Below are 26831 nucleotides of genomic sequence, written 5' to 3' on the forward strand. Positions count from 1 at the left end.
GACCTCTCCTAGAGCGGCGACTTCTTGGCCTGGTACACGGCCATCGACCCGATCGAGTTGCCGCCGTCGACGGTCATGGTCGACCCGGTCATGTAGGCGGCGGCGTCGCTGGCCAGGAACAGCACGGCGTTGCCGACATCGGCGGCGGAGGAGGGGCGGCCGAGCGGGATCGATCCGCTGGTGGCCTCGACATGCTCCTGGGTCAGCAGGCTGACCTTGCTGCCGGCGATGAAGCCGGGCTCGACCGCGTTGACGCGGATGCCGAACTCCGCCAGCTCCAGCGCGAAGCCCTTGGTCAGCCGGTCCAGCGCGGTCTTGGAGACGCAGTAGGGCACCACGGTCCGCCGCATCTTGCGCGACGCGCCGGAGGAGATGTTGATGATGCTGCCCGGCACCTTGGCGGCGATCATCTGCTTCGCCAGGGCGCGGCTCAGCAGGAAGGGGGCGCGGACATTCACCTCGAAGATCCGGTCCCATTCCTCGACATCGATGTCGAGCAGGAAGCCGCTGGGATAGACGCCGGCATTGTTGACCAGGATGTCCGCCGTGCCCCAGCGGACGCCGATCTCGGCGGCCAAACCGTCGATCTCCGCGGCCTCGCGCAGGTCGGCCGCATAGGTGAAGCGGTCGCCCTTCAGGTTCATGGCCAGGCGGTCGAGGTCGGGCTCGGAGGTGTCGGTCAGGCAAAGGCTGGCGCCGGCCTCGGCGAAGGCGGCGGCGATCCAGCTGCCCACCACGCCGCAGGCGCCGGTCACCACCACGCGCTTGCCGTTCAGATCGCTGGGGATGTTCATGGAGGTCCTCATCGGCTGTGGGGGTCGAGACGGTCGCGCAGCGCATCGCCGATCAGGTTGGCGGCGAGCACCAGAAGAAACAGGCAGAGGCCGGGGAAGGTGGCGATCCACCAGGCGGTGGCGACGTAGTTGCGCCCGGTCGACAGCATCGCGCCCCAGCTCGCGGTCGGCGGCTGCACGCCGAGGCCGAGGAAGGACAGACCGGCCTCGAACAGCACCATCAGCCCGAACTCCAGCGTCGCGACCACGGTCACGGCGCCCAGGATGTTCGGCAGGATGTGGCGGAACAGCACGCGGAACGGACCGGCGCCCATGAAGGCGGACAGCCGGACATAGGGCCGGCCGGCGATCGCCAGGGTTTGGCCGTAGGCGACGCGGGCGTAGCGCGGCCAGCGCGTCAGGGCCAGCACCAGGATGACGTTCAGCAGGCCGGGGCCGACCACGGCGACGGTGATAATGGCCAGAAGGATGGCGGGCACCGACAGGAACACGTCGACCACCCGCATCACCACCATCTCGACCGGCCCGCGCAGATAGCCGGCGAGCATGCCCAGCACGGTGCCGATGACGCCGGAGATCAGCACCGACAGCACCGCGACCAGCAGCGAGACCCGGGCGCCCCAGACCAGGCGGCTCAGCAGGTCGCGGCCCAGCTCGTCGCTGCCCAGCAGGTAGTGGACGTTGCGGGCGACGGTGCCGGGCGGCTTCAGCCGGCCCAGCAGGTTCTGGGCGTTCGGGTCATAGGGCGCGACCAGCGGTGCCAGCACGGCGGCCAGGGCGAACAGCGCCAGCAGGATGATGAAGGGCAAGGCCCGCCGCAGCGGGTTGCGCCTGGCGGCCGGGGCCGGAGTCGGCGTCGTATCGACGACGGCGCTCATCGCGCGCTCCCCAGCCGGATGCGCGGGTCGACCGCGGTGTACAGCAGGTCGGTCAGCAGGTTCAGCGCGACGGTGACGAAGGAGCCGAGCAGCACCACCCCCTGCACGATCGGGAAGTCCCGCGCCAGGATCGACTGCACGGTGAGCTGGCCGAGACCGGGCCAGGCGAACACCGTCTCGACGATCACCGCGCCGGCCAGCAGGTTCGAGACCTCGAGGCCCGCGACGGTCATCACCGGGATCGAGGCGTTGCGGGCCAGATGGCGCAGCAGCAGGCGGCCGGTGCCGGCGCCGCGGGCGCGGGCGGTGCGGACATAGTCCTTCGACAGCTCCTCCAGCAGGGCCGTCCGCGTCACCCGGGCGAAGGTCGCCATGCTCAGCAGGCCCAGCGCCACCGACGGCATCACCAGATGGTCGATGCCGCCGGTGGAGGAGGGCGGCAGCCAGCCCAGCGTCACGGCGAAGACCAGGATCATCAGGATGCCGCTCCAGAAGGTCGGCATGCTCTGCGCCGCCAGCACCACGCCTGCCAGGATCCGGGCGGCCCAGCGGTCGCGCCACAGCGCCAGCGCCACCCCGACCGGGATGCCGAGGCCGCAGGCGACCAGCAGCGCCCCGGCCGCCAGCGCCAGGGTGTAGGGCAGGCGCGAGGCGATGATGTCCGCCACCGGCACGTTCTGCACCACCGACCGGCCCAGGTCGAAGCGTGCGATCTCGCCCAGGAAGGACAGGTACTGCACCCAGAGCGGCCGGTCGAAGCCCAGCGCGTGGCGCAGCGCCTCGATATCCGCCTGGGTGGCGGTGTCCGGCACCAGCAGGTAGGTCGGGTCGCCGGTCAGGCGCTGCAGGAAGAAGATCAGCGTGGCGACGCCGAAGATCGTCAGCAGCGCCTGGCCCAGGCGGCGGAGCAGGAAGGCGGTCATGCCGGGCGGTGGCCCTCGCTCATTTGGCCTCCCTCATTCCGACCAGGTCATGCGGTTCAGGAACAGGCTCTCATTCGGCGTCGGGGTCCATTGCAGCGGCTTGGCGGCGCCGTAGATCGCCACGGTCTGGAACAGCGGCACCGCCGGCAGCTCGGTGGCGATGAAGGTGCTGACCTTGCGGTAGTCGGTCAGCCGCTTGTCGGTGTCTAGCGTCGCCCGGGCGTCGTCCAGCCAGCCGTCGAGCTCCTTGTTCTCGACGATGGTCCAGGGATTGCCGGAATGGAACAGCTGGTACAGCGCCCCGTCCGCGTCCTGGCAGGCGCAGGAGGACCGGCTGACGGCCAGGACCGGGCCGCCCTGCGCGCCTTGCTGGATCAGCTTCAGGAAGGTCGGGGTGTCGACCAGCTTGATGCTGGCGTCGAAACCGACATCGGCCAGCTCCTGCTGGATCGCCTGGACAACGCGCTGGTCGAAGAAGGCGCCGGTGGCGATCTCGACCTTCGGCGAGCCGCCGACCTCGGCGACCAGGGCCTTGGCCTTGTCCGGGTCATAGGGCAGGCCCGGGATGTCCTCGAACCAGCCGAAATGCGCCGGCGTCACCATCTGCCCGATCGGCTGGTCCAGCCCGCCGAGGATGCCCTGGGTGATGCCCTCCTTGTCGACCGCATAGGCCACGGCCTGGCGCAGCCGCTTGTCGTCGAAGGGCGGCTTGGTCGGGTTCAGGCGCAGATAGGCCAGCCGTTCGGTCAGGGTGTAAAGCCGCTTGCCCTTGCCCGACGCTTCGAGCTGGCCGGCCAGGTCGGAATCGAGCGACACCGCCAGGTCGGCGCTGCCGGCCTCGACATCGGCCAGCCGGGTAGCGGCGTCCGGCACTGCCCGGAACACCGCGGTCGCGAACGGCCCCTTCGTCCCCCAATAGGCGTCGTTGCGGGTCAGGGTCACGGCGACGCCGCGCTGCCAGCTTTCGAACCTGTACGGCCCGCTGCCGACCGGCTTCAGGTTGAAAGCATCGTTGCCCACCGCCTCGACCACGTGCTTCGGCACGATCGACAGCTTCACCAGCTGCGCCAGCAAAGCAGGGTAGGGGCCGGCCAGGGTCAGCACGACGCTATGCGGCCCCGTCGCCTCGGCCTTCACGATCTTGTCGAACTGGCCCTGCTGCGGGCTGGCCAGCTTCGGGTCGATGATCCGGTTGATGCTGAAGGCGACATCCTCCGGCGTCAGTGGGCTGCCGTCATGGAAGGTGACGCCGTCGCGGATTTCGAACTCGACCTGGGTGTCGGACAGCACCTTCCAGCCTGTGGCGATCTGCGGGACGATCTGCCCCTTGTCGTCGCGGGTGACCAGGTTGTCGAAGATGTTGCGGTAGACGTAGTAGCTGTCCGGGTTCCACTGCAGCTGCGGGTCCAGGGTCGACGGCTCATTGACCAGGTCGACCACGAAGCGGTCCTTGGCCTCGGCGAGAGTCGGCACTGCCACCAGTGCCAGCGCGACGCCGAGCAGGGCGGCCTTGAGAGTGCGCGCCATCGTCAGTCGGTCCAGGACATGCGGTTCAGGAACAGGCTCTCATTCGGCGTCGGCTGCCAGTTCAGCCCCTTGGCGGCGCCGTAGATGATCGCGGCCTGGTACAGCGGCAGGGCGGGCACCTCGGCGGCGACGATCTCGTTGACCTTGGCGTAGCGGTCGAGGCGGACGGCCTGGTCCAGGGTCGAGCGCGCCTCGACCAGCAGCTTGTCGACCTCGGCATTGCGGTAGTTCGACCAGCCGCTGCTGCTGTGCAGCAGGGGGAACAGCACGCCGTCGGCGTCCTGGCAGGCGCAGGACCAGCGGCCGAAGGTGATGCTGGCGCCTTCCTGCGGCTTGCCCTGCGACCGCTTCAGGTAGCTGGCCATGTCGGTCATCGTGATCTTCACGTTGATGCCGACCTCGGTCAGCTGCTGCTGCACCGCCTGGACGATGCGCTGGTCATAGACCGGGGCGGTGGACAGCTCGGCCTCCACCTTCGCCGCGTCGCCGGCCTCGGCCACCAGCGCCTTGGCCTTCTCCGGATCGTAGGGGAAGCCCTCGATGCCCTCGGTCCAGCCGACATGGGCGGGGGTCAGCAGCTCCGCCACCGGCTTGTCGTAGCCGCCCAGGATGCCCTCGGTCAGGCCCTGCTTGTCGATGGCATAGGCCACGGCCTGGCGGAGCTTCAGGTTGTTGAAAGGCGGGTTCATCGGGTTCAGCCGCAGATAGGCGACACGCTCGGTCAGCACCACCAGCGGCTTGACCTTGTCCGAGCCCTGGATCTGGGCCGCCAGGTCGCTGTCCAGCGTCACCACCAGGTCGGCGGTGCCGGATTGCAGGTCGGCGACGCGGGTGGCGGCGTCGGGCACGGCGCGGAACACCGCGGTCTGGAACGGACCCTTCGTCCCCCAATAGGCGTCGTTGCGGGTCAGGGTGACGGCGACACCGCGCTGCCAGCTTTCGAACTTGTACGGGCCGCTGCCCACAGGCTTCAGGTTAAAGGCGTCGTTGCCGACCGCCTCGACCACATGCTTCGGCACGACCGACAGCTTCACCAGCTGTGCCAGCAGGGCCGGGTAGGGGCCGTCGGTCTTCACCCGGACGGTGGTCGGGCCGGTCGCCTCGGCGCCGGTGATCTTGTTGAACTGGCCCAGCTGCGGGCTGGCGAATTTCGGGTCGGTGATGCGGCGGATGCTGTAGGCGACATCCTCCGCCGTCAGCTTCTGCCCGTCATGGAAGGTGATGTCGTCGCGGATCTGGAACTCGATCTCGGTGTCCGAGAGGTATTTCCAGGCGGTCGCCACCTGCGGGACGATCTCGCCCTTGTCGTCGCGGGTGACCAGGTTGTCGAAGATGTTGCGGTAGACGTAGTAGCTGTCCGGGTTCCACTGCAACTGCGGGTCCAGCGAGGACGGCTCGTTCACCAGGTCGACGGTAAGGCGGTCCTTGGCCATCGCCGGGGCCGCCGCCAGCATCATCGCCCCGAGCGCGATGCCCAGAGCCGCGCCGAGCCATCTGTTCTGCGTCATGTGATGTCCCCCTGTTGGTGCGGCCGGGGCGGACGCGCCTGCGGCGTCGCCTCGGGTCCGGTTTGTCGCCGCCGCCGCCCCTGCTTCGTCCCGGCCACCTCAAGCGAGGAGGGCAGGGACAGCAGGGCGGCGGTGGCGAAGTCCTGGAAGGCCGTCAGCGCGGCCGTGATCTCATGCCGGGCCGCCTTGGCGTCGCCGGCCGCCAGGGCGGCGATCAGCGCCTCGCGCCGCGGCGGCCGGTGGTGCCGCCCGGCGAGGTCGAAGAAGGCCGTGATCCGGTCCGCCTGGTTCCACGCCTCGTCCAGCCAGCGGCCGACCAGCCCGCCGGCCAGGGCGGCCAGCCGGTCCAGAATCTGGCGGTCGGCGGCGCGCAGCGTGACCAGGGCCTGGCGGTCCTCGCGCTCCTGCAGCGCCGCGCCCATGCGGGTCAGCGCCATCAGCCCGGCGGCGGCGTCGGACGGCAGCCGGAGCTCGGCCAGGCCGGGCTCCAGCGCCTGGCGGGCACGGATCACGTCGCCGATCAGCGCGCCGGTGACCGGCGCCACCCGCCAGCCGCGCCGCGGCTCGACCGCGACCAGCCCTTCGGCCGCCAGGGTGGTGAGGGCGGTGCGGACGGCCGCCCGGCCCAGGCCGAAGCGTTGGGCCAGATCAGGCTCCGAGCAATCCGTTCCCGGCCGCAGCTCGCATTCGATCACGGCGCGGCGCAGCCGCTTCAGCGCGAAGGCCGCCTTCGGCTCGGCACCCGGCGTGCGCGCCTGGGCGAAGGGCGAGGAATGATCGTACATATTGTGAGCGTCTCATTGTACGTGACATCTCACAAGCTGAATCTGAAATTTCACGAAGGTGGGTGTTATTTCCCATGCCGACCGTTTGCTGCTTGGCTTGGTCGAGAGGAACTCTTGCAGCCGCCAGGGCATTGGCTCGGATTAAGGGCGCGCCGATCCGCATCGCTCGCACGCGTCGCCCCCGCGCGTTGACCCTGGATCCCAAGGGTCGTTCCCGCGGTCCGATGACTGAACCGCCCCTCTGCCAGCAACCGCCAGCCAAGTGGGATTGGGACACCATGCACACACTCGGCGAACTCGCAATCAGCCGGCGCGGCCTGATGATCGGCACCGCCGCCTCCGCGGCGATGACGACGATGCCGTCGGTCGCCGATGCCGCAGCCGCCACTGCCGGAGCCCCCGTCATGACCAAGCTGTCCTTCACCGTGAATGGCGAAGCCCGCGACCTCGATCTCGACACCCGCACGACGCTGCTCGACGCGCTGCGCGAGCACCTGCACCTGACCGGCACCAAGAAGGGCTGCGATCACGGCCAGTGCGGCGCCTGCACCGTCATCATCGAGGGGCGGCGGGTGAATTCCTGCCTGACCCTGGCGGTGATGCATGACGGTGAGCGCATCACCACGATCGAGGGGCTGGGCCGACCCGACCGGCTGCACCCGCTGCAGGCCGCCTTCGTCAGGCATGACGGATATCAGTGCGGCTACTGCACGCCCGGGCAGATCTGCTCCGCCGTGGCGATGCTGGACGAGGTAGAGGCCGGCATTCCCAGCCATGTCACGGCCGACCTGACCGCCCAGCCGCGCCTGACCGAGGCCGAGTTGCGCGAGCGGATGAGCGGCAACATCTGCCGCTGCGGCGCCTATTCCAACATCGTCGAGGCGATCACCGAGGTGGCGGGGAGGGAGGCATGAGGTCCTTCACCTACGAACGGGCGCGCTCGCCCGCCGAGGCCGCCGCGGCCGTGTTCCGCACCGAGGGCGCCAAGTTCATCGCCGGCGGCACCAACCTGCTGGACCTGATGAAGCTCGAGATCGAGACGCCGGCGCATCTGGTCGACGTCAACGGCCTCGGGCTCGACACGATCGAGGAGACGCCGGAGGGTGGCCTGCGCATCGGCGCCCTGGTGCGCAACACCGACCTTGCCGCCGACCGGCGCGTTCGGCGCGACTACGCCCTGCTGTCGCGGGCGCTGCTCGCCGGCGCCTCCGGCCAGCTGCGCAACCGGGCGACCACCGCGGGCAACCTGCTGCAGCGCACGCGCTGCCCGTACTTTTACGACACCAACCAGCCCTGCAACAAAAGGCAGCCCGGCAGCGGCTGCGCCGCGATCGGCGGCTTCAGCCGGCAGCTCGCGGTGGTGGGCACCAGCGACGCCTGCATCGCCACCCATCCCAGCGACATGGCGGTGGCGATGCGCGCCCTGGACGCGACGGTGGAGACGGTGAAGCCCGACGGCGCGACACGGGCCATCCCGATCGGGGAGTTCCACCGTCTGCCCGGCGACACACCGCATATCGAGACGGCGCTCGATCCCGGGGAATTGATCACCGCGGTGACGTTGCCCAAGCCGGTCGGCGGCGCGCAGGTCTATCACAAGGTGCGCGACCGGGCGTCCTACGCCTTCGCGCTGGTCTCGGTCGGCGCCATCGTGCAGCGCGACGGCACCGGCCGCGTCGCCCTCGGCGGCGTGGCGCACAAACCGTGGCGCGTCGAGGCGGCGGAGGCCCAGCTGCCGCGCGGGGCCAAGCCGGTCGCCGCGCAGCTGCTGGCCGGCGCCAAGCCGACCCCCGAGAACGCGTTCAAGCTGCCGCTGGTCGAGCGCACGCTCGCCGCGGTGCTGGCCGAAGCGAGGGCCTGAACCATGAAATTCGACACCCCCGCCGGCGCCAACCCGATCGACCGGCTCACCGTCATCGGCCGGCCGACCGACCGCATCGACGGCCCGCTGAAGACCTCGGGCACGGCACCCTACGCCTATGAGCGGCACGACGCCGTGCCGAACCCGGCCTATGGCTATGTCGTCGGCTCGGCCATCGCCAAGGGCCGGATCACCGGGATGGAGCTCGGCGACGCCAAGGCCGCGCCCGGCGTGCTGGCCATCGTCACGGCGGAGAACGCCGGCAAGCTCGGCAAGGGCGACTACAACACCGCCAAGCTGCTCGGCGGCCCGGAGATCGAGCATTATCACCAGGCGATCGCGGTGGTGGTGGCCGAGACCTTCGAGCAGGCCCGTGCGGCGGCGCAGTTGATCCGCGTCGACTATGCCAAGGGCGAGGGGGCTTTCGACCTCGCGGCGGCGAAGGGTTCCGCGACCAAGCCCGAGCCCAAGATCGGCGGCCCGGCCGACACTGCGGTCGGCGACTTCGAAGGTGCCTTCGCCGCGGCGCCGGTCCGGCTCGATGAGACCTACACCACGCCCGACCAGGGCCACGCGATGATGGAGCCGCATGCCTCGATCGCCGCATGGGACGGGGACAGGCTGACCGTATGGACCTCGAACCAGATGATCGACTGGGGCGTGGGCGACGTGGCGAAGACGCTGGGCATCCCGAAGGAGAAGGTCCGCCTGATCTCGCCCTTCATCGGCGGTGGCTTCGGCGGCAAGCTGTTCGTGCGGGCCGATGCGCTGCTGGCGGCCCTCGGTGCCCGCGCCGCCGGGCGGCCGGTGAAGGTGGCGTTGACCCGGCCGCTGATGTTCAACAACACCACGCATCGCCCGGCCACCATCCAGCGCATCCGCATCGGCGCGAATCGCGACGGCAAGATCACCGCGATCGGCCATGAAAGCTGGTCCGGCGACCTGCCCGGCGGCGGGCCCGAACTGGCCGTCAACCAGACCCGCCTGCTCTATGCCGGCGCCAACCGGATGACGGCGATGCGGCTGGCCGTGCTGGACCTGCCGGAGGGCAACTCCATGCGCGCGCCGGGCGAGGCGCCGGGCATGATGGCGCTGGAGATCGCGATCGACGAGATGGCCGAGAAGCTCGGCCTAGACCCGGTCGAGTTCCGCATCCTCAACGACACCCAGGTCGATCCGGAGAAGCCCGAACGGCCGTTCTCGCAGCGCCATCTGGTGGAGTGCCTGCGCACCGGCGCCGAGCGCTTCGGCTGGAGCAAGCGCAACCCGAAGCCCGGCCAGACGCGCGAGGGGCGCTGGCTGGTCGGCCTGGGCGTCGCCGCCGCCTTCCGCAACAACCTGCTGGTCAAGTCCGGCGCCCGCGTCCGGCTCGACGCGCGCGGCGACGTGACGGTCGAAACCGACATGACCGATATCGGCACCGGCAGCTACACCATCATCGCCCAGACCGCGGCGGAGATGATGGGGGTGCCGCTCGACAAGGTGGTGGTGCGGCTCGGCGATTCCAGCTTCCCGGTTTCGGCCGGCTCGGGCGGGCAGTTCGGCGCCGCCAGCTCGACCTCCGGCGTCTACGCCGCCTGCGTCAAGCTGCGCGAGGCTGTCGCCCAGAAGCTCGGCTTCAACTCCGCCGAGGCGGTCTTCGCCGACGGTCAGGTCCGCGCCGGCAACCGCAGCGCGCCGCTGGCCCAGGCGGCGGGCGAGGGCGGCCTGGTCGCCGAGGACACGATCGAGTTCGGCGATGTCACCGAGACGCACCAGCAATCGACCTTCGGCGCCCATTTCGTGGAGACGGCGGTGGATGCGGCCACCGGCGAGATCCGGGTGCGGCGCATGCTCTCGGTCTGCGCCGCCGGCCGCATCCTCAACCCCAAGGCGGCGCGAAGCCAGGTGATCGGCGCCATGACCATGGGCGTCGGCGCCGCGTTGATGGAGGAGCTGGCGGTCGACAAGCGCCACGGCTTCTTCGTCAACCACGATCTCGCCGGCTACGAGGTGCCGGTCCATGCCGACATCCCGCACCAGGACATGATCTTCCTGGACGAGGTGGACCCGTACTCCTCGCCGATGAAGGCCAAGGGCGTGGCGGAGCTCGGCATCTGCGGCGTGGCCGCGGCGGTGGCCAACGCCGTCTACAACGCCACCGGCGTGCGGGTGCGGGACTATCCGATCACCCTCGACAAGCTGCTGGACCGGCTGCCCGAGGTGGCGTGATCGCTGCGGCCTGCACCGGGGCCGCAGGCCTCAGCGCTCCTCGAACGGCGCCCGGAAGCTCGGCAGCCGGTCCTTGGCGGCGGGCAGGGGCGGGAAGGGCTTGTGCGGTTCGGCCTGGTACCAGAAGGCGGTGCTCGACACCTCGTCGTCGCGACGGTTGGCGTGGCCGCGCTCGATGGTGACGCGGATCGACCGCTTGAACACCACGGGGTCCTCGATGTGGAAGCGGTACAGCGTCACCGGCTCCTGCCAGTTCGGGCCGCCGCCGGCGATGATGCCGTGATAGGGGGCGGAATACTCCTGGTTCGGGCACCAGGCGGTGTTGAAGTAGTCCTCGGTGCCGGTGCCATGCAGGGTCGGCGGCCAGGCGTCGTTGGCGCCGGGCGCGCTCTCCAACCGATCGGCGATGACCGGCTGCGGTGCCTCCGCCGCGATCTGCCGCTTGCGGCCGGCATCCGGCACGGCGATGCCGGGCTCGCCGTCGACGAAGATCATGTCGTCGCCCTCGCCATACCAGTCCCAGTTGCGCGACCGGCGCAGCGAATAGACGCTCAGCAGGCAGCCGACATAGTGGCCGTGGCCGGCGGCGTCGAGGATGGTGTGGTTCCTGGCGGCATCGGTGGTGACGCCGCCGAATAGCACCTCCTCATTGCTCAGCCCGGCCTCGGCGAAGGGCTGCGGCGCGGCCCGGCGCCACTGGGCGTGGAAGCGGCCCAGGCCGTCCTCCAGCGCGTCGTGCAGCTCGAGGTCGATGTAGTAGTAGAACAGCAGCTCGTGCTCGGCCTCGTTGGTCACGGCGAAGCGCATGCCGGCCGCGAAGGGCATCGGGAAATAGCAGTTCAGCGCCTTGCCATCCTGCGGGCTCATCTGCAGCGGCAGGCTAGCGAAGTTGCGGGTCTGCCCGTGGCCCATGCCGAAGAAGTCGCCCAGCGGGCATTCGATGCTGGGCTCAGCCTCGCCGTCCCACCAGGCGCGCAGCACGATCTTGCGCAGCGCGTGGCGGCTGGCGCAGTTCACGGTGACCCAGATATGGGTGACGATTCCGGCACCCGAGGCCTCGGCGATCGTCACCGTCTCGCCCGGGGCGATGTGCAGCCGGTCGTCATTGCCGCCGGTGCGGTCCCAGCTGGAGAAGCGCCGGGTCCGGGCTTGGCGCAGCTTGGCCAGGCCGCGCAGCGGCGACAATCCGGCATTGCTCTGCATGGTGCTGTCTCCCGTGGCGGCGGCTATTTCAGCCCGCCGGTCTTGATCGATTCGATGATCTGCCGCTGGAACAGGACGAACAGCAGCAGGGTCGGCAGCGCCACCACGGTGGAGGCGGCCATGATGTAGTTCCAGGAGGCGGAGTACTGGGCCTGGAAGCTGGCCACCGCGACCTGCACCACCCACAGCCTCTCATCGGTGGTGATGGTCAGCGGCCACAGGAAGGCGTTCCAGTTGGCCAGGAAGAAGAAGATCGCCAGGGCCGCCAGGATCGGCCGCGACAAGGGCAGCACGATGCTCCAGTACACCCGCCAGTAGCCGGCGCCGTCGATGAACGCCGCCTCCTCCAGCTCGCGCGGCACGTTCAAATAGAACTGGCGAAGCAGGAAGATGCCGAAGGCGTTGAAGATCGCCGGGATGATCAGGCCGCCATAGGAGTTCACCAGCCCCAGCTGCCGCACCAGGATGAACAGCGGCACGATGATCACCGGCAGCGAGATCAGGAAGGTCGCGAACATGCCGAGGAAGATCGCCTCGCGCCCCGGGAAGCGCAGCCGCGCCAGGGCGTAGCCGGCCATGGAGTGGAACAGCAGCGCGATCACCGTCACCGACCCGGCGACGACCAGCGTGTTCAGCAGGAAGCGCAGGAAATCGACCTCGGTGAAGACGTAGAGGAAGTTGTCCAGCGTCGGCCGCGCCGGGATCAGCCCGGAATCGAAGATCTCGTCCGGCCCCTTGAAGGCGATCGACAGCATCCACAGCAGCGGCGCCACGGCCGTGAGGGCCGCCAGGGCCGAGGCCAGGAACCAGACGGTGCCGGCCGGGCGGGTGGCGCGGGCGGGGAGGGCGGCGTCAGTCATAGTCGAAGCGCCCGCCGCGCGTGACCCGGAACAGCAGCACGGTGAAGGCCAAGAGGATGATCACCAGCACCGAGGCCATGGCGGCGGCATAGCCGTATTCGCCGAACTGGAACGCCTGCTCGTAGATGTAATAGATCGCCAGCGAGGTCGAGTTGGCCGGCCCGCCCTTGGTCATGACATAGACCAGGTCGAAGGTCTGGGCCCCGGCCACCGCCGTGACGGTCGACACCAGCAGCACGAAGAAGCTGGTCGGGCGCAGCAGCGGCAGGATGATGTGGCGGAAGGCGGCGACCGGCCCGGCGCCGTCGATCCGCGCCGCGTCGAGATATTCGCGCGGGATGTCCTGCAGCCCGGACAGGAAAATCAGCATGTAGTAGCCCATCAGGAACCAGACGCTGACCCCGACGATGGCGTACAGCGCGAGGCCGGGGTCGCCGAGCCAGGACAGGCCGCCGAGGCCGATCGCGGCCGAGATCCGGCTGACCACGCCGATCTTGTCGATCAGCAGCACCTGCCAGATCAGCCCGACCACCACCAGGCTGACCATGTGCGGCAGGAAGAACATGGTGCGGAACAGGCCGGAGAAGCGGCTGCGCCGGTGCACCAGCAGGGCCAGGCCTAGGCCGGTGACATAGAGGCTGGGCACCAGCAGCACGACATAGAGCAGGGTGACCTTCAGGCTCTCCAGGAACAGCGGGTCGGCCAGCATGCGGCGGTAATTCGCCAGGCCGACGAAGCGGTAGCCGCCGAAGCCGGTGACGCCGAAGAAGCCGAGGCTGAGCGACAGCAGCATCGGCCCGCCAACGAAGACCAGCAGGCCCAGCGCGTCGGGCAGCACGAAGAGATATCCCGCGATCCACTCCCGATGCCGGGCGGACAGGCGGCGGGGCTTGGCCGTCCCCGCTGCCTGCGAGATCGCGGCTCGTGAAGCCGTGCTCATGCCGCCGGCCATCTGTCTGGACGCCTCCACTCTCGCGTTGCCTCTCCCGCTTGCGGGAGAGGTCGGACATCCGAAGGATGTCCGGGTGAGGGGACGGCTCGGTCTTGCCGAAGGCGCATCTTTGCCGCTAGCGAGCGGATGCTCCGTTCCCGATGCGGGCAGAGCGGTTCCGATGATCGAGGCCGCAGGCCCTCACCCGGAGCCGCTTCGCGTCTCCGACCTCTCCCGCAAGCGGGAGAGGCAACACGCTCCGACGTCGATATCCGTCCAGAAGCCTCGTGCATCGCCATCACAGGATCGGCGCGCCGTCATAGCCGGCCAGGAACCCGTCGATCTGCTGCGCCGCCATCTCGGCCCGCTTGCCGGGATCCTCGCCGTTCAGCTGGCAGGCCTGGATGGCGTCGGAGATCGCCTTGTAGACCTGGGGCGGCACCCGCGGCTCGCCGCGCGCGGTCGGGAACACCTGCTCGGCGAATGTCTTCATCGCGCCGCTGCCATAGGCCTGGGCCGCCGTTGCCTTCTCGAAGGCGGATTTGCGCGGCGGCATGTCGCTCTTGGCCTTGGTGCACCAGTCGGCAACGCGCTGCACCGAGCCCGGCTCCATCGACCCCAGCGCCCAGGCGCAGAACTTGCCCGCCGCCTCGGTGTTGCGGCCATTGGCGTTGGCGACGAAGGCCCAGCCGCCAGCCACGGTGCGGTCCTGCCCGCCCGGCGGCAGCGGCAGCTTGAACACGCCGTACTCGAAGTTCGGGTCGGCGTTGCGCAGGGCGCTGATGCCCCAGATGCCGACATTCTGCATGGCGCAGAAGCCGGAGCCGAGATTGGCGGCGATGTCGTTGGCGCCGTAGCCCAGCGGCTTGCGCGGCGCCACGCCCTGGGCGACCGCATCCTGCCAGAACTTCAGCGCGGCCTTCGCGGCGTCGGAGTTGAAGCCGCTCTTGCCGTCCGGGCCGACGATCTCGCCGCCGCCCTGCCACAGGAACGGGTACCAGGTGAAGTTCTGGTAGTAGCCGGGGTTGGTCTCGAACAGGATGCCGAAGCGCCGGTCGTTGGTCAGCTTCTTGGCCACCTCCAGCAGCTGGTCCCAGGTCTTCGGGATGTCGGCATCGCCCAGGCCGGCGTCCTTGAAGGCCTTGACGCTGTAGTAGATCGCCATCGGCTCCACCTCCATCGGCAGGCCGTAGAGGCCGTCATCGACCAGCCGGGTGGCGATGGCGGTGTCGTAATAATCGGCCCTGGCCTCTGCCGCGACATAGGGGGCGAGGTCCAGCAGCGCGCCGCCATTGTGGTAGCGCAGGAAGTCGCCGGGGCTGATCAGGAAGATGTCCGGCCCCTCGCCGGCCGCGAAGGCGGTCTGCAGCTTGGTGCCGTTGATGTATTGCGAGGTCGGGATGTATTCCAGCTCGACCTTCACCTCCTGGCTGTCGTTCCAGCCCTTCACCATGTCCTGGAACCATTGCACCTGGCCGGGCACGGCGCCGCCGGGGGCGTAGAACTGCCAGAACTTCAGCGGCCCCTCCGCCGCGCGGGCACGGGAGATGTAGGGCATCGGCAGCAGGCCGGCGCCGGCCAGCGCGGTGCCGGCGGCCAGGACGGTGCGGCGGCCGATCGGATGTCCGGTGATGGTGCCGTTGCGGCGGGTCATGACGATCCTCCCCTTCTTGTCGTGATGCGGTGCCGGCGCCGACCGAATCGAAACCTTTCAGCCGATCCGGCGGTTCCGGCAAATCGCAGCCGGATGCAGCCGTCCGAAGCCTCGGAATTCAGCCGCTATCCGCTTGTTTGAAACGTTTCAGAAAGGCTATCATCCGATTTGCAGCTTGGCAACGGCTTCGGAAGACCATGGCGACATTGCGGGATGTGGCGAACCGGGCCGGGGTGTCGATCGGCTCGGTCTCCGCGGTGGTCAACCGGACGGCGCCGGTCAGCGCCGCGCTGCGCCAGCGGGTGCAGCAGGCGATCGAGGAGCTGGGCTACGCCCCAGACGGGGTGGCGCGCAGCCTGAAGACCGGGCGCACCCGCACCATCGGCCTGATCATCCCGGACCTCACCAACCCGCTGTTCGCCGCCCTGGCCGCCGCGATCGAGCGGGCCTGCGACGCCGCCGGCTACGCCCTGGTGCTGTGCGCCTCCGCCGACGATCCGGAGAAGGAGCTGCGGCACCTGCAGCTGATGCGCACCCAGCGCGCAGACGGGCTGATCCTGGTGCTGAGCGGGGTCGAGCCCGGCAATGCCGAGGCGATCCGGCGCCTGGTCACCGTGCCGGCGGTGCTGGTCGACCGCACGCTGCGGGGGCTGCCCGATCTTGATTCCGTGATGCTCGACGACCGCGCGGCGGCGCGGATGGCGGTGGAGTACATGATCCGCAGCGGCCATCGCCGCATCGGCGTCATCACCGGCCGGCCGGGGATCTCGACCGCGACAGACCGCTTCGACGGCTATCGCGAGGCGCTGGACGATGCCGGCATCGCCTTCGACGAGGCGCTGGCCGTCTGCGGCGACTTTCAGATCGAGACGGCGAAGGACGCCACGGCGGCGCTGCTGCACCACCGGCCGCGGCCGACGGCGATCTTCTCGACCAGCAACCTGACCACGATCGGGGTGATGCGGGCGATCGCCGAGCAGGGCTTTCGCTGCCCGAAGGACGTCTCGGTCGCCGGCATCGGCGATTTCGAATGGAGCACGGCCTTCTCGCCGGGGCTGACCGCGGTGGTGCAGCCGGTGCGGGCGATGGGCGAGCGGGCGGTGGAATGCCTGCTGGCGCGTCTGGCCGGCACGGCGCCGGCCGACCCGGTGCGCGCGGTGTTCGCGCCGCAGCTGGCGGTGCGCGACTCCTGCCGCGTGATCGCCTGACCACGCCGGCGGTCAGTCCCAGACCGCCAGCATCTCCTTCTGCACATAGTCGAGATGCGCCGCCATCGCCGCCCGGGCACGGTCCGGGTCGCTGCCGGCGATGGCGGCGGCGATGCCGTCATGGTCGGCCATGATCCGGTCCAGGAGCGCCGGCCGGCGCGACAGATGCTGGTGGAAGGCGGCGCTCAGCCCCTCCTCGCGGCCGCGCCACAGGGTCAGGGCGATCTCCTTCAGCGCCTGGTTGCCGCAATGCTCGGCGATCAGCAGGTGCAGTGCCCGGTCGGAGCCCTGCGACCATTCCCGCCGCGCCGTCTGGCCGTGCATCGCCTGGACGATGCCGGCCAGCTCGGCCCGGCCCTCGGCGGTGATATGCAGGGCCGCCAGCGCCGCCAGCTCCGGCTCCACCAGCGCCCTGGCCTGCATGATCTCCAGCGCCGAATGGTCGGCCTCGGGCAGGGGGCCCTTGGCGGCGGCGCGGACGAAGGCGCCGACCCCGATCTTGACCTCGACCAGCCCCGCCACCTCCAGCGCGATCAGCGCCTCGCGCACGGTCGGGCGGCTGACGCCCAGCTGCTGCGCCAGGTCGCGCTCGGAGGGCAGCTGTCGCCCCGGCTTGAACTCGCCCGACTCGATCAGTGCCGTGATCTGCTCGGCGATCTGGATGTAGAGCTTGCGATTGACGACCGCTTGAAGGGGCATCGTGCCCTGCCGCTCTAAGGCCTCACCACCAGCCAGCCGGTGCCCAAAAGAAACTTCGTCTAAATCCCATTTGAGCTGGTCTGACCACTTGACAGCCTAGCCGCGCCCTGCCCCTAATGCCAAGACCCGCCGGCCAAAAAGGCGGGCCAGCCGCCGGAGAAGCGGTCGTGGAACGTCGCTCGGGCCGCCGTCATGGCGTGCCGTCCTGGGACGGAGACACCCTTGAAAATCGACCGGATCAGCGTCCTCGACATCCGTTTCCCGACCGCGAAGAAGCTGGACGGGTCAGACGCCATGAATCCCGACCCCGACTATTCCGCAGCCTACGTGATCCTCTCGACCGATGGCGACCTGGAAGGCCACGGCCTGACCTTCACCATCGGCCGCGGCAACGACATCGTCTGCGCCGCGATCGAGGCGCTGAAGCCGGCGGTGCTGGGCCGCGACCTGGCCGAGTTCACCCGCGACATGGGCGCCACCTACCGCCGCCTGACCGGCGACAGCCAGCTGCGCTGGCTGGGGCCGGAGAAGGGGGTGATGCAGCTCGCCACCGCGGCGATGCTGAACGCGATCTGGGACCTCTGGGCCAAGGCCGAGGGCAAGCCGCTGTGGCGCCTGCTGGCCGACATGACGCCCGAGGAGACGGTGCGCTGCATCGACTTCCGCTACATCACCGACGCGCTGACGCCCGACGAGGCGCTGGAACTGCTGCGCGGGCAGGAGGCCGGCAAGGCGGAACGGATCGAGCGGCTGCTGGCCGAGGGCTATCCCGCCTACACCACCAGCGCCGGCTGGCTCGGCTACAGCGACGACAAGATCCGCCGCCTGGTGCGCGAGGCGCTGGCCCAGGGCTTCAAGGCGTTCAAGATCAAGGTCGGCGCCGACCGCGAGGCCGATCTGGCCCGCGCCGCCCTGGTTCGGGCCGAGATCGGCGACGACCTGACCTTCATGGTCGACGCCAACCAGGTCTGGGATGTCGGCCAGGCGATCGAGTGGTCGACCGCGCTGCTGCCGTTCAAGCCGCTGTGGGTGGAGGAGCCGACCAGCCCCGACGACATCCTCGGCCACGCCCAGATCGACCGGGTGCTGCGGCGCTACGGCACCCGGGTCGCGACCGGCGAGCATGTCCACAATCGGGTGATGTTCAAGCAGTACCTGCAGGCCACGGCCATGGGCTTCTGCCAGATCGACGCCGCCCGGGTCGGTGGTGTCAACGAGAACCTGGCGATCATCCTGATGGCCGCCAAGTTCGGCGTGCCGGTCTGCCCCCATGCCGGCGGCGTCGGCCTGTGCGAATACGTGCAGCACCTGTCGATGTGGGACTTCGTGTCGGTCAGCGGTACCAAGGCCGGCCGCTTCATCGAATATGTCGACCATCTGCACGAGCATTTCGTCGACCCGGTGCGGATCGAGAAGGGCTGCTACGTCGTACCGACCGCGCCCGGCTATTCCATCGCCATGAAGCCCGCCTCGCTCCAGGCCCATCGCTTCCCCGACGGCAGCGCCTGGCGCGACGGCCAGGAGGCCCGGCCATGACCACGCTGTAGGTGGCATGGCGAGCCGACGCCGAAACGCCCGGAGCCGAAGTGACGGGGGATAGAGGTCGACGCCAATCAACCAAGCGCCCGCCCGGAAGAAGGCGGCCGCAGCAGGAGGACGAACGCCATGAAGACGCTGACGACCATTCTGACGGTGGCCGCCGCCGCCGCCTCGCTATCCACTGTCGCGGCCCGGGCGGAGCCGGTGACCCTGACCTGGCAGATGTGGGCCGGCACCGATGCCGAGACCGAGGCCTGGAAGCATGTCGCGGGGATGGTCAACGCCCAGTATCCCGACATCAAGGTCGAGCTGCAGACCGCGCCCTGGCGCGACTACTGGACCAAGCTGCCGACCCTGGCGGCGTCGAACACGCTGCCGGACATCGTCAGCATCCAGTCGCTGCGGCTGTCCGGCTTCACCACCCTGTTCGAGCCGCTGGACGACTATGTGAAGCAGGGCTTCGACCTGGGCCAGTTCGACAAATCGATCCTCGACGGCCTTAGCTATGACGGCCATCTCTATGCGCTGCCCTATGATTTCGGGCCCTGGATTGTCTACTACAACCGCGATTTGTTCGCGAAGTACAAGGTCGAGCCGCCCAAGGTCGGCTGGAGCCGGGACGACTTCCTGGCGGCGGCCAAGGCGCTGACCCGGGACGGCAATTTCGGCTTCGCCGTCACCGCCAGCGACTGGATGGAGTTCGCCCTGTCCGACGGGGCGAAGCACCTGACCGAGGCCGGTGAGCTGAACTTCGGCGACGAGGCGCTGCGGGCCGCCTTCCAGTCCTATGTCGACCTGGTGACCAAGGAGAAGGTGGCGCCGGTGATCGCCGCCAGCGGCCAGATGTCCGGCGACATCGCCCGCGGCCGCTTCCTGGCCGGCAATGTCGCCATGTACGTCACCGGCCCGTGGGAGGTGATCAACATCCGGAAATCCTCGAACTTCCCGGTCGGGCTGGCGCCGCTGCCCGCGGGCAAGGCCGGCAGCGTCACCTTCACCGCCGGGTCGGGCTTCGGCATCAACAAGACCGGCCCGCACAAGGACCTGGCGTGGAAGGCGATCCAGGTGCTGACCGGGCCGGAGGCCGAGCAGTATCTGGCCTCGCAGGGCCGCGCCTTCCCGGCCCGCACCGCGCAGCAGGGCTACTGGTACGACGTCGCGGCCCAGGGCGTGACCGGGGCGCGCGAAACCATCGACGCCGCGCTGAAGACCGCCCAGCCCTACCGCACCACCGCCAACTGGAACTCGGTGTCGGAACTCCTGGAGCAGTATGCGCCGCTGGCCTTCAGCGGGTCGCAGAGCGGCTCCGAGGTGCTGACCACCGTGCAGAGCCTGGCCGCCGAATGAGCGTGCGGGCCCAGGATCTCGGGGCGCGGGTGGCGGGCGTCCCGCGGGTCCGGCGCCGCCGCGCCTTCCGGGCGGAGGGGCGGGCCGCCTTCTGGTTCCTCCTGCCCAGCCTGCTCGGCTTCCTCGCCTTCCTGCTGTTCCCGCTGGTGGCGTCGCTGGCGCTCAGCTTCACCAACTGGCAGCTGCTGAACCAGCCGAAGCTGGTCGGCTTCGCCAACTACATCCGGCTGTTCACCGTCGATCCCAGCTTCTGGCGGGTGCTGGTCAACACGGTCTTCTACACCGTCGAATACCTGGTGCTGAACATCGTGCTGGCGGTCGGCATGGCGGTCTGGATTTCCAGCCTGCGCTGGGGCAAGCGGCTGTTCCGGCTGATCTTCTTCCTGCCGACCTTCACCCCGATGATCGGCGCCTCGCTGGTCTGGGTGCTGATCTTCACCCCCGGCGGGCTGATGGACTGGCTGGTGCAGTCGCTGGGCCTGCCGCTGCCCAACCTGCTGGTCGACCCGGCCTGGGCGATGCAGGCGATCGTCATCGTCTCGCTGTGGTCGGGTTTCGGTTACAACCTGCTGCTGTTCGGGGCGGCGTTGGAATCGATCCCGCAGACCTATCTCGACGCCGCCCAGATCGACGGCGCCAACGCCTGGCAGCGCTTCTGGCGGATCAAGCTGCCGCTGATCTCGCCGACCCTGTTCTTCGGCACGGTGATGACCGCGATCACCGCGCTGCAGGTGTTCGACCAGGTCTATTCCATGACCCGCGGCGGGCCTGGCGTCGCCACCGCCACGCTCGGCTTCTTCATCTACCAGAACGGCTTCACCACTTACCGGATGGGCTACGCCTCCTCGATCGCCTGGGTGATGTTCGTCATCATCATGGCGCTGACGGCGCTCCAGTTCCGGCTGCAGCGGAAATGGGTGCACTATGACGAATAGGGACTCCCGCCCGATCACCGCCGGCACGCTGGTCTCGCAGGGGGCGATGGCGCTGGTGGCGTTGGCCTTCCTGTTCCCGTTCTTCTGGATGCTGACCAACGCCATCCGGCCGAATGGCGAGGTGCTGGCCGTGCCGCCGCGGCTGCTGCCCAGCGAATGGCAATGGGGCAACTTCCTCGATGCCTGGGTCTACCTGCCCTTCGGCCGCTTCTTCCTGAACAGCGCCATGGTCTCCGCCGCCGTGACGGTGATCGTGCTGACCGTCTCCAGCCTCGCCGCCTATGCCTTCGCCCGGCTGCGCTTCGTCGGCCGCGACACGCTGTTCCTGACCTACCTCTCGACGCTGATGATCCCGCAGGCGGTGCTGGTGATCCCGCTGTTCCTCCTCATCAGCAGGCTGGACTGGGTCAACACCTTCCAGGCGCTGATCCTGCCGGTGGCCTTCAGCTCCTTCGGTACCTTCATGCTGCGCCAGTTCTTCAAGACGATCCCGCGCGAGCTGGAGGAGGCGGCCCTGTGCGACGGCGCCTCGCGGCTGCGCATCCTGGTCAGCATCATCCTGCCGATGTCGCTGCCGGTGCTGGGCCTGCTGGCCCTGTTCACCTTCACGGCGCAATGGAACAGCTTCCTGTGGCCGCTGATCATCGTGAACGGGACCGAACACGCCACCATCCCGCTGGGCCTGACCATGTTCCAGACCCAGCAGGGCACGCAGTGGAACTACCTGATGGCCGGCGCCGCGATCTCGATGATCCCGGGCCTGTGCCTGACCATCCTGCTGCAGCGCTATATCTTCAGCGGCATCGCCATGAACTCCGGCTTCGGCGGGCGGTAGTCATTTTAAAGAGGATTTAGAGATGATGAGATATTGCTAAATCCCATTTAGAGTCGCATCATTGACGGACGCACCATAGGACGGGAAGGGAACGACCATGGACATGCATGTTCCGGCACAGGCAGAGGCGCCGCGCCTCCTCACCGACGCGCAGATCCGCCAATTCCTGGCCAACGGCTATCTGGTGCTGCAGACGGCGCTGCCGAAATCGTTCCACGACCAGATCTTCCAGCGTTTCGACGAACTGATCGGCGGCGAGAAGCTGGAGAACCCGGGCAACAACCTCCTGCCGCTGGTGCCGGAGATCAACGCCGTGTTCGAGGACCCGGTGGTGAAGGGCGCGCTGACCAGCGTGCTGGGGCCGGACTACATCATGCATCCGCACCGGGCCCTGCATAAGAACCCGCCGGGCTCGCCGATCCAGCATTGGCACAAGGACAGCTACTGGGGCTACATGCGCCGGGTGCGGAACCATCGGCCGCGCTGGGTCATGATCATGTATTACCCGCAGGACACGCCGGCCGAGCTGGGGCCGACCGGGGTGGTGCCGGGCAGCCACCTGCTCGCCGCCGGGATCCAGGACCCGGACGCGCTGGAGCGCAACGGGTCCGGTCCCGCCGGCTCGGTGCTGATGATCCATTACGACATCTGGCACCGGAAGATGAAGAACCTGACCGCCGACAAGCGGTTCATGATGAAGTTCGAGTTCATCCGCATGGCGCCGGTCAGCGCGCCGGCCTGGCCGCATGGCGATCCCGCCTGGCGGACGCCGGACCAGACGCCGTCCTTCCCGATGGAAGCGGCCTGGAAGGCGCATTGGCGCTGGCTGACCGGCAGCACCGCGGCCGGCGGCACGGCCGACCTCGACGCCCTGCGCGCGGCGCTGGCCGGCACGACGGCGGAGGCTGCGGCCGCGATGTCGACCATCGCCGATCTCGGGCCCGCCGCCGCGGCGCTGGTGCCGGCGCTGCTGCCGCATCTCGACGGCGATGACGAGGCGCTGCAGCTCGACGCCGCCTATGCCCTGGGCGCGATCGGGGAGGCGGCGCTGCCGGCGCTGGTGCAGCGGGTCGAGGCCGATACCAGGCGCGATCCGGAGGATGGCTCGAACAAGAGCGATTCCGGCCGGCTGACGCCGAAGGACTGCATTGCCCTGTCCTCGATCTACGGGCTGGTCGAAATCGGAGCGCCGGCGGTGCCGGAGCTGCTGCGCCTGCTGCGCGGCGGCGCCGGCCGGTCGCGCAAATTCGCCGCCTTCGCTCTCGGCGAGATCGCCGGGACGGGGGCGGAGGTGCGCGACGCGCTGATCGCCGCCAGCAGCGACTCCGACCCGCATCTGCGCATCGCCGCGGTCGAGGCGCTGGGGCTGAAGCCGGCCGACGATGCCATCGTCGCCGCCCTGGCCCGCGCCCTGGACGATGCCGATGCCGAGGTGCGGTTCGACGCGGTGCTGGGCCTGACCCGGATGGGGCCGACGGCCGCCGCGGCGGTGCCGGCGCTGGGCCGGGTGCTGACCGGGGACGAGAACCGCTATGTCCGCGGCTATGCGGTCGAGGCGCTGCACCGCATCGGGGATGACGCCGCATACCGGGTGCTGATACCCTATCTCAAGCTCTCTCGCTGGTGTCCGATGACCACGGCGGCGAGCATTTTCTGACCTGTTTCCACGGCGCGGCATTGGCGGATCGGCGGCTCTCTCCCCCCAGCGGACCTTCGGACCCCGAGGCACTGGCCGCCCTGCTGGAAAGCACGCTGTCCGGCGCGTCCGGCCGCTCGCTCGCGGGCGGCGCGGTGCGCCAGACGGTGCAGGCGCTGGGCCGCGCCATCGTCGCCGGCCGCTACGATGCCGGCCGGCCGCTGCCGACCGAGACCGAGCTGGCTGCCGAATACGCGGTCGGCCGCAACGCCATGCGCGAGGCGATCAAGGTCATCGCCGGCAAGGGGCTGATCCGCACCGCCCGGCGCTACGGCTCCCGCATCCGGCCGCGCGAGGAATGGTCGATCCTCGACCCCGACGTGCTCGCCTGGCATCTGCGCGAGCCGGATGGCATCGGCCGCTTCCTGGTCGAGATCTCCGAGCTGCGCGAGCTCGTCGAGCCGCGGGCGGCCGAGCTGGCGGCCCTGCGCGCCACGGCGGAGGAGGCGGAGGCGATCGTCGCCCTGGCCGCGCGGCTGGCGGTGGAGACCATGCCGCAGGTGCTGGACACCGATGTCGCCTTCCACCTGGCGGTGCTGAACGCCTCGCACAACCGGCTCTTGTCCGGCTTCGCCCGGCCGCTCGACGTGCTGCTGCGGGTGCAGTTCCTGGTCTCGGCCCATGGCATCGCCGCCGAATACGCCTACAGCCCGTCGGCCGACTACCATATGGGCATCGCCGAGGGCATCCGCGGCCGCGACCCGCAGAAGGCGCGCGACGCGGTGATGGCGATGCTGACCCGCAACCGTGGCATTGCCGAGAAGGTGGCGGCGCCGGACTGAGAGGGCAGGGGCATGGCGCGCGATCCGGGGCTGGAGGAACTGGTGCGCGAGGCGTTGGGCGAGGAGCCGGGCCTGGACGAGAAGCGGATGTTCGGCGGCCTGGCCTGGCTGCTGCACGGCAACCTGCTGTGCGGCGCCCGCGTCGACAGCATGCTGGTCCGCCTCGGCAAGGGCAATGACAGCTGGGCGCTGCAGCAGCCGGGCGTCGAGATCATGGTCATGCAGGGGCGGGACATGCCCGGCTGGGTGCGGGCCAGGGCCGCGGCCTATGGCGACGACGCGCTGCGCCGCCAGCTGCTGGACGCCGCGCTCGCCTTCGTCCGCACCCTGCCGCCGAAATAGCTACGCGGCCAGGGTGCGCAGCACGAAATTGGCACGCTCGGCCACGTTCACCTTCGGCAGGATCACGACCTCGTATCCCAGGGCCGGGTAATCCTTCAGCAGCCGCTCATATTCCTCCATCGCGGCGTCGAGGCCGTGGCGGCGCTCCGGGTCGGTGCCGTAGATCTCCGGCCAGGGCGGGGTCAGGAACACACGTCGGTGATAGGGGTTGGGCCGGGCCAGAGTCTCCAGCGCCGGCTCGCCGGTCATGTGCTGCAGGGCCGATGCGGCGTCGATCAGGCCGCGATCGAAGAACACCCAGCCGAGCCAGATCCCGGCGGCGGCACGGTCGGCCAGCGCCATGGCGATGGCGCGGCGGGCGAAGGTCGGCCCGTCGACCCAGGGCAGGGCCCGCCCGCCGCGCTCCAGCTCCTGCTTGACGATGCGTCGCCCCGGCTCCTCGACCACGGCATGGCCGCGCCGCCCGAGCTCGGCCAGCAGCGTCGACTTGCCGCCGCCCGAACAGCCGGAGATGACGACGAAACGGTCCATGGTGATCCCTTCGATTTGACATGTGTATCACATGCGCCCATGTTTTCCACATGACGACGATGATCCAGATCCGCAACGTGCCAGACGTGCTGCACCGTCAGCTCAAGTCGCGCGCGGCGCTGGCCGGCATGTCGCTCTCCGACTATCTGCTCCAGGAGATGCGCCGGCTGGCCGAGCGGCCGACGCTCGACGAGTTGCGGGCGCGCCTGGAGCAGCGCCCGGCGGTGGCGCCGACCGAAGCGCCGGCACAGGCGGTGCGGGCCGAACGCGATCGACGATGATCGTCGTCGACGCGTCGGCTCTGATCGAAGTGCTCCTTCGCACGCCGGCGGCCGCAGCCGTGGAGGCGCGGCTGTTCGATTCCGCCGTCACGCTTCACGCACCCCATCTGCTGGATGTCGAGGTCGCACAGGTCATCCGGCGCTATGCCACGAATGGGGAGATCGACGATATGCGCGGCCGCGCCGCCCTGGTCGATCTTGCGGACTTCCCCCTCCACCGCTATCCGCACGATATCCTCCTGCCGCGCATCTGGGATCTGCGGGCCAATGTCACGGCCTATGACGCCGCCTATATCGCCCTGGCCGAAGCGCTCGATGCCCCGCTGCTGACCCGTGACCAGCGCCTCGCCGCCGCGCCCGGGCACCGGGCGCGGGTCGAGGTGGTTTGACGCGAAGCGGAGACGGTCATTCAGCCCTCTCGGGTGAGTGCCGTGATATCGTCCGTGCTCATCGCCACGTCGCCGCGCCCGCGCGGATGCGAGGCCAGGTGGACGCCGGCAGTTTCCTCCTTCGTCTCGACGAGCGACCGGACCAGGTCCGCATCCTCCGGCGTCGCCGGATTGTAGATGACCATGCCGAGATCAGGCCGGCCGTCGACGGCGAAGGCCGAGAACTCGAAGGCGATCGGTCCGGCAACCGGGTGGCGCAGGCGCTTGAGGCCTTCGCCGTAGCTGCGGACGTCGTTGTCGCGCCACATCGCCGCGAAGTCCGGGCTCAGCCGGCACAACTCCTCCACCAGCGCTCCGACCCGGTCGGTCGCGCCGGCGCGCGCCGCATCGGCGCGGAACGCGCCCACGACGAACCGGGCCACGCCGTCCCAGTCGAACTGCGCGGCGCGGACGCGGGGATCCAGGAAGATCAGGCGCAGGATGTTGCGCTGCTCCGGCGGCAGCGCCCCGTAATCGGTCAGCACCGCCGCCGCGGCCCGGTTCCAGGCGACCACATCCCAGGTCGGGGTCTTCACCAGGGCAGGGCTCAGCGTCAGCGCGTCGAGCACGCGCTGCAGCCGCGGCGTGACGCCCTCCGGCGCCTGGAACCGGATCGCGGGTGGGCGGCCGAGCCCCAGCAGGAACAAGTGCTCGCGCTCGACATCCGTCAGCATCAGGGCGCGGGCGATGCGCTCGAGCACATCGGCCGAGGGTGCGCCGCCGCGGCCCTGCTCCAGCCAGGTGTACCAGGTGGCGCTGATATTGGCGCGCTGGGCCACCTCCTCGCGGCGCAGCCCGGGCGTGCGCCGGCGCGGCCCGGACAGGCCGAAGGAGGCGGGGTCCAGCCTGGCGCGGCGATCCTTCAGATAGACCCCGAGCGGGTTGTCGTTCGCGACCGGCATGGCGAGCCTGTTAGCCATTATACCCGTATAATCTCCCGTCTTTACCAGGATAGCACATCGCGGGACCGTCGCCTCCGCTCTTCACAGGAGGCTCTCTTCATGCGTGTCTTCGTCACCGGCGCCACCGGCTTCGTCGGCTCCGCCGTGGTTCAGGACCTGATCGGTGCCGGC

General features: G+C 69.4%; 26 protein-coding genes. 13 read left to right on the top strand and 13 right to left on the bottom strand.

Annotated elements, in window-relative coordinates:
* Positions 1 to 8: 8 nt before the first annotated feature.
* From ABDW35_RS00930 to ABDW35_RS00955, 6 genes are read right to left on the bottom strand one after another with little or no spacing between them, the layout of a single operon-like run.
* On the bottom strand, positions 9 to 794 hold the full coding sequence (locus ABDW35_RS00930; protein ID WP_343711960.1) for an SDR family NAD(P)-dependent oxidoreductase: 786 nt from the start codon (positions 792 to 794) through the stop codon (positions 9 to 11).
* Between the two features lie 8 nt (positions 795 to 802).
* Entirely contained in the window at positions 803 to 1672 is an 870-nt protein-coding gene (locus ABDW35_RS00935) for an ABC transporter permease (protein WP_343711961.1), read from the bottom strand.
* Entirely contained in the window at positions 1669 to 2595 is a 927-nt protein-coding gene (locus tag ABDW35_RS00940; RefSeq protein WP_343711962.1) for an ABC transporter permease, read from the bottom strand. Before ABDW35_RS00940 ends, ABDW35_RS00935 begins: the two co-directional genes overlap by 4 nt.
* 33 nt (positions 2596 to 2628) lie before the next feature.
* Positions 2629 to 4122, bottom strand: coding sequence for an ABC transporter substrate-binding protein (locus tag ABDW35_RS00945; protein WP_343711963.1), 1494 nt, complete (start codon positions 4120 to 4122; stop codon positions 2629 to 2631).
* A 2-nt stretch (positions 4123 to 4124) separates the two neighbouring features.
* Positions 4125 to 5630 (bottom strand): ABC transporter substrate-binding protein, encoded by a 1506-nt coding sequence (locus ABDW35_RS00950; protein ID WP_343711964.1) that lies wholly within the window; start codon positions 5628 to 5630, stop codon positions 4125 to 4127.
* Positions 5627 to 6415, bottom strand: coding sequence for a GntR family transcriptional regulator (locus ABDW35_RS00955; protein WP_343711965.1), 789 nt, complete (start codon positions 6413 to 6415; stop codon positions 5627 to 5629). Before ABDW35_RS00955 ends, ABDW35_RS00950 begins: the two co-directional genes overlap by 4 nt.
* 278 nt (positions 6416 to 6693) lie before the next feature.
* Here ABDW35_RS00955 and paoA point away from each other — a divergent pair, with 278 nt between their 5' ends.
* From paoA to paoC, 3 genes are read left to right on the top strand one after another with little or no spacing between them, the layout of a single operon-like run.
* Complete coding sequence (gene paoA, locus ABDW35_RS00960; protein WP_343711966.1) at positions 6694 to 7329, top strand: aldehyde dehydrogenase iron-sulfur subunit PaoA; 636 nt, start codon at positions 6694 to 6696, stop codon at positions 7327 to 7329.
* Positions 7326 to 8276: a xanthine dehydrogenase family protein subunit M gene (locus ABDW35_RS00965; RefSeq protein ID WP_343711967.1), complete on the top strand. Its 951-nt coding sequence runs from the start codon at positions 7326 to 7328 to the stop codon at positions 8274 to 8276. The genes paoA and ABDW35_RS00965 overlap by 4 nt, the downstream gene beginning before the upstream one ends.
* Positions 8277 to 8279: 3 nt before the next feature.
* On the top strand, positions 8280 to 10487 hold the full coding sequence (gene paoC, locus ABDW35_RS00970) for an aldehyde oxidoreductase molybdenum-binding subunit PaoC (protein WP_343711968.1): 2208 nt from the start codon (positions 8280 to 8282) through the stop codon (positions 10485 to 10487).
* A 30-nt stretch (positions 10488 to 10517) separates the two neighbouring features.
* On the opposite strand, the gene ABDW35_RS00975 is transcribed toward paoC, so the two are convergent.
* From ABDW35_RS00975 to ABDW35_RS00990, 4 genes are all read right to left on the bottom strand, one after another.
* The gene (locus ABDW35_RS00975) at positions 10518 to 11690 is read right to left on the bottom strand and encodes a glycoside hydrolase family 172 protein (protein WP_343711969.1); all 1173 of its coding nucleotides are present in this window, start codon (positions 11688 to 11690) and stop codon (positions 10518 to 10520) included.
* A gap of 23 nt (positions 11691 to 11713) precedes the next feature.
* Complete coding sequence (locus ABDW35_RS00980; protein WP_343711970.1) at positions 11714 to 12550, bottom strand: carbohydrate ABC transporter permease; 837 nt, start codon at positions 12548 to 12550, stop codon at positions 11714 to 11716.
* Entirely contained in the window at positions 12543 to 13490 is a 948-nt protein-coding gene (locus tag ABDW35_RS00985) for a sugar ABC transporter permease (protein ID WP_343711971.1), read from the bottom strand. Before ABDW35_RS00985 ends, ABDW35_RS00980 begins: the two co-directional genes overlap by 8 nt.
* Before the next feature lie 289 nt (positions 13491 to 13779).
* A complete protein-coding gene (locus ABDW35_RS00990) occupies positions 13780 to 15135 on the bottom strand; it encodes a sugar ABC transporter substrate-binding protein (protein ID WP_343711972.1) in 1356 nt (451 codons plus the stop codon).
* Between the two features lie 197 nt (positions 15136 to 15332).
* Between ABDW35_RS00990 and ABDW35_RS00995 the strand changes: the two genes are divergently transcribed.
* A complete protein-coding gene (locus tag ABDW35_RS00995) occupies positions 15333 to 16343 on the top strand; it encodes a LacI family DNA-binding transcriptional regulator (protein WP_343711973.1) in 1011 nt (336 codons plus the stop codon).
* A gap of 12 nt (positions 16344 to 16355) precedes the next feature.
* On the opposite strand, the gene ABDW35_RS01000 is transcribed toward ABDW35_RS00995, so the two are convergent.
* Entirely contained in the window at positions 16356 to 17042 is a 687-nt protein-coding gene (locus ABDW35_RS01000; RefSeq protein ID WP_343711974.1) for a FadR/GntR family transcriptional regulator, read from the bottom strand.
* Between the two features lie 222 nt (positions 17043 to 17264).
* Between ABDW35_RS01000 and ABDW35_RS01005 the strand changes: the two genes are divergently transcribed.
* The 7 genes from ABDW35_RS01005 (at position 17265) to ABDW35_RS01035 (ending at position 24518) form a co-directional block, all read left to right on the top strand.
* Entirely contained in the window at positions 17265 to 18578 is a 1314-nt protein-coding gene (locus ABDW35_RS01005) for an L-fuconate dehydratase (protein WP_343711975.1), read from the top strand.
* 129 nt (positions 18579 to 18707) lie between these two features.
* Positions 18708 to 19928 carry a sugar ABC transporter substrate-binding protein gene (locus ABDW35_RS01010; RefSeq protein ID WP_343711976.1) on the top strand — a complete coding sequence of 407 codons (1221 nt, stop codon included), beginning with the start codon at positions 18708 to 18710 and terminating at the stop codon, positions 19926 to 19928.
* Entirely contained in the window at positions 19925 to 20863 is a 939-nt protein-coding gene (locus tag ABDW35_RS01015) for a sugar ABC transporter permease (RefSeq protein WP_343711977.1), read from the top strand. The genes ABDW35_RS01010 and ABDW35_RS01015 overlap by 4 nt, the downstream gene beginning before the upstream one ends.
* Positions 20853 to 21698 carry a carbohydrate ABC transporter permease gene (locus ABDW35_RS01020; protein WP_343711978.1) on the top strand — a complete coding sequence of 282 codons (846 nt, stop codon included), beginning with the start codon at positions 20853 to 20855 and terminating at the stop codon, positions 21696 to 21698. Before ABDW35_RS01015 ends, ABDW35_RS01020 begins: the two co-directional genes overlap by 11 nt.
* A gap of 97 nt (positions 21699 to 21795) precedes the next feature.
* Positions 21796 to 23355 carry a HEAT repeat domain-containing protein gene (locus tag ABDW35_RS01025; protein ID WP_343711979.1) on the top strand — a complete coding sequence of 520 codons (1560 nt, stop codon included), beginning with the start codon at positions 21796 to 21798 and terminating at the stop codon, positions 23353 to 23355.
* The gene (locus ABDW35_RS01030; RefSeq protein WP_343711980.1) at positions 23322 to 24176 is read left to right on the top strand and encodes an FCD domain-containing protein; all 855 of its coding nucleotides are present in this window, start codon (positions 23322 to 23324) and stop codon (positions 24174 to 24176) included. The genes ABDW35_RS01025 and ABDW35_RS01030 overlap by 34 nt, the downstream gene beginning before the upstream one ends.
* A gap of 12 nt (positions 24177 to 24188) precedes the next feature.
* The gene (locus ABDW35_RS01035; protein ID WP_343711981.1) at positions 24189 to 24518 is read left to right on the top strand and encodes a TfoX/Sxy family protein; all 330 of its coding nucleotides are present in this window, start codon (positions 24189 to 24191) and stop codon (positions 24516 to 24518) included.
* Here the strand turns inward: ABDW35_RS01035 and ABDW35_RS01040 are convergent, their stop codons facing one another.
* Positions 24519 to 25049 carry an AAA family ATPase gene (locus ABDW35_RS01040; protein WP_343711982.1) on the bottom strand — a complete coding sequence of 177 codons (531 nt, stop codon included), beginning with the start codon at positions 25047 to 25049 and terminating at the stop codon, positions 24519 to 24521.
* A gap of 50 nt (positions 25050 to 25099) precedes the next feature.
* Between ABDW35_RS01040 and ABDW35_RS01045 the strand changes: the two genes are divergently transcribed.
* Both ABDW35_RS01045 and ABDW35_RS01050 read left to right on the top strand, forming a co-directional pair.
* Positions 25100 to 25330, top strand: a complete 231-nt coding sequence (locus ABDW35_RS01045; RefSeq protein ID WP_343711983.1) for a hypothetical protein — start codon at positions 25100 to 25102, stop codon at positions 25328 to 25330.
* Positions 25327 to 25719, top strand: a complete 393-nt coding sequence (locus tag ABDW35_RS01050; RefSeq protein WP_343711984.1) for a type II toxin-antitoxin system VapC family toxin — start codon at positions 25327 to 25329, stop codon at positions 25717 to 25719. The genes ABDW35_RS01045 and ABDW35_RS01050 overlap by 4 nt, the downstream gene beginning before the upstream one ends.
* 20 nt (positions 25720 to 25739) lie before the next feature.
* Here the strand turns inward: ABDW35_RS01050 and ABDW35_RS01055 are convergent, their stop codons facing one another.
* A complete protein-coding gene (locus ABDW35_RS01055; RefSeq protein WP_343711985.1) occupies positions 25740 to 26660 on the bottom strand; it encodes a helix-turn-helix transcriptional regulator in 921 nt (306 codons plus the stop codon).
* Positions 26661 to 26831 lie beyond the last annotated feature (171 nt).

This window comes from Inquilinus sp. (genome assembly GCF_039594555.1).
In the GTDB taxonomy this organism is placed as follows: domain Bacteria; phylum Pseudomonadota; class Alphaproteobacteria; order DSM-16000; family Inquilinaceae; genus Inquilinus.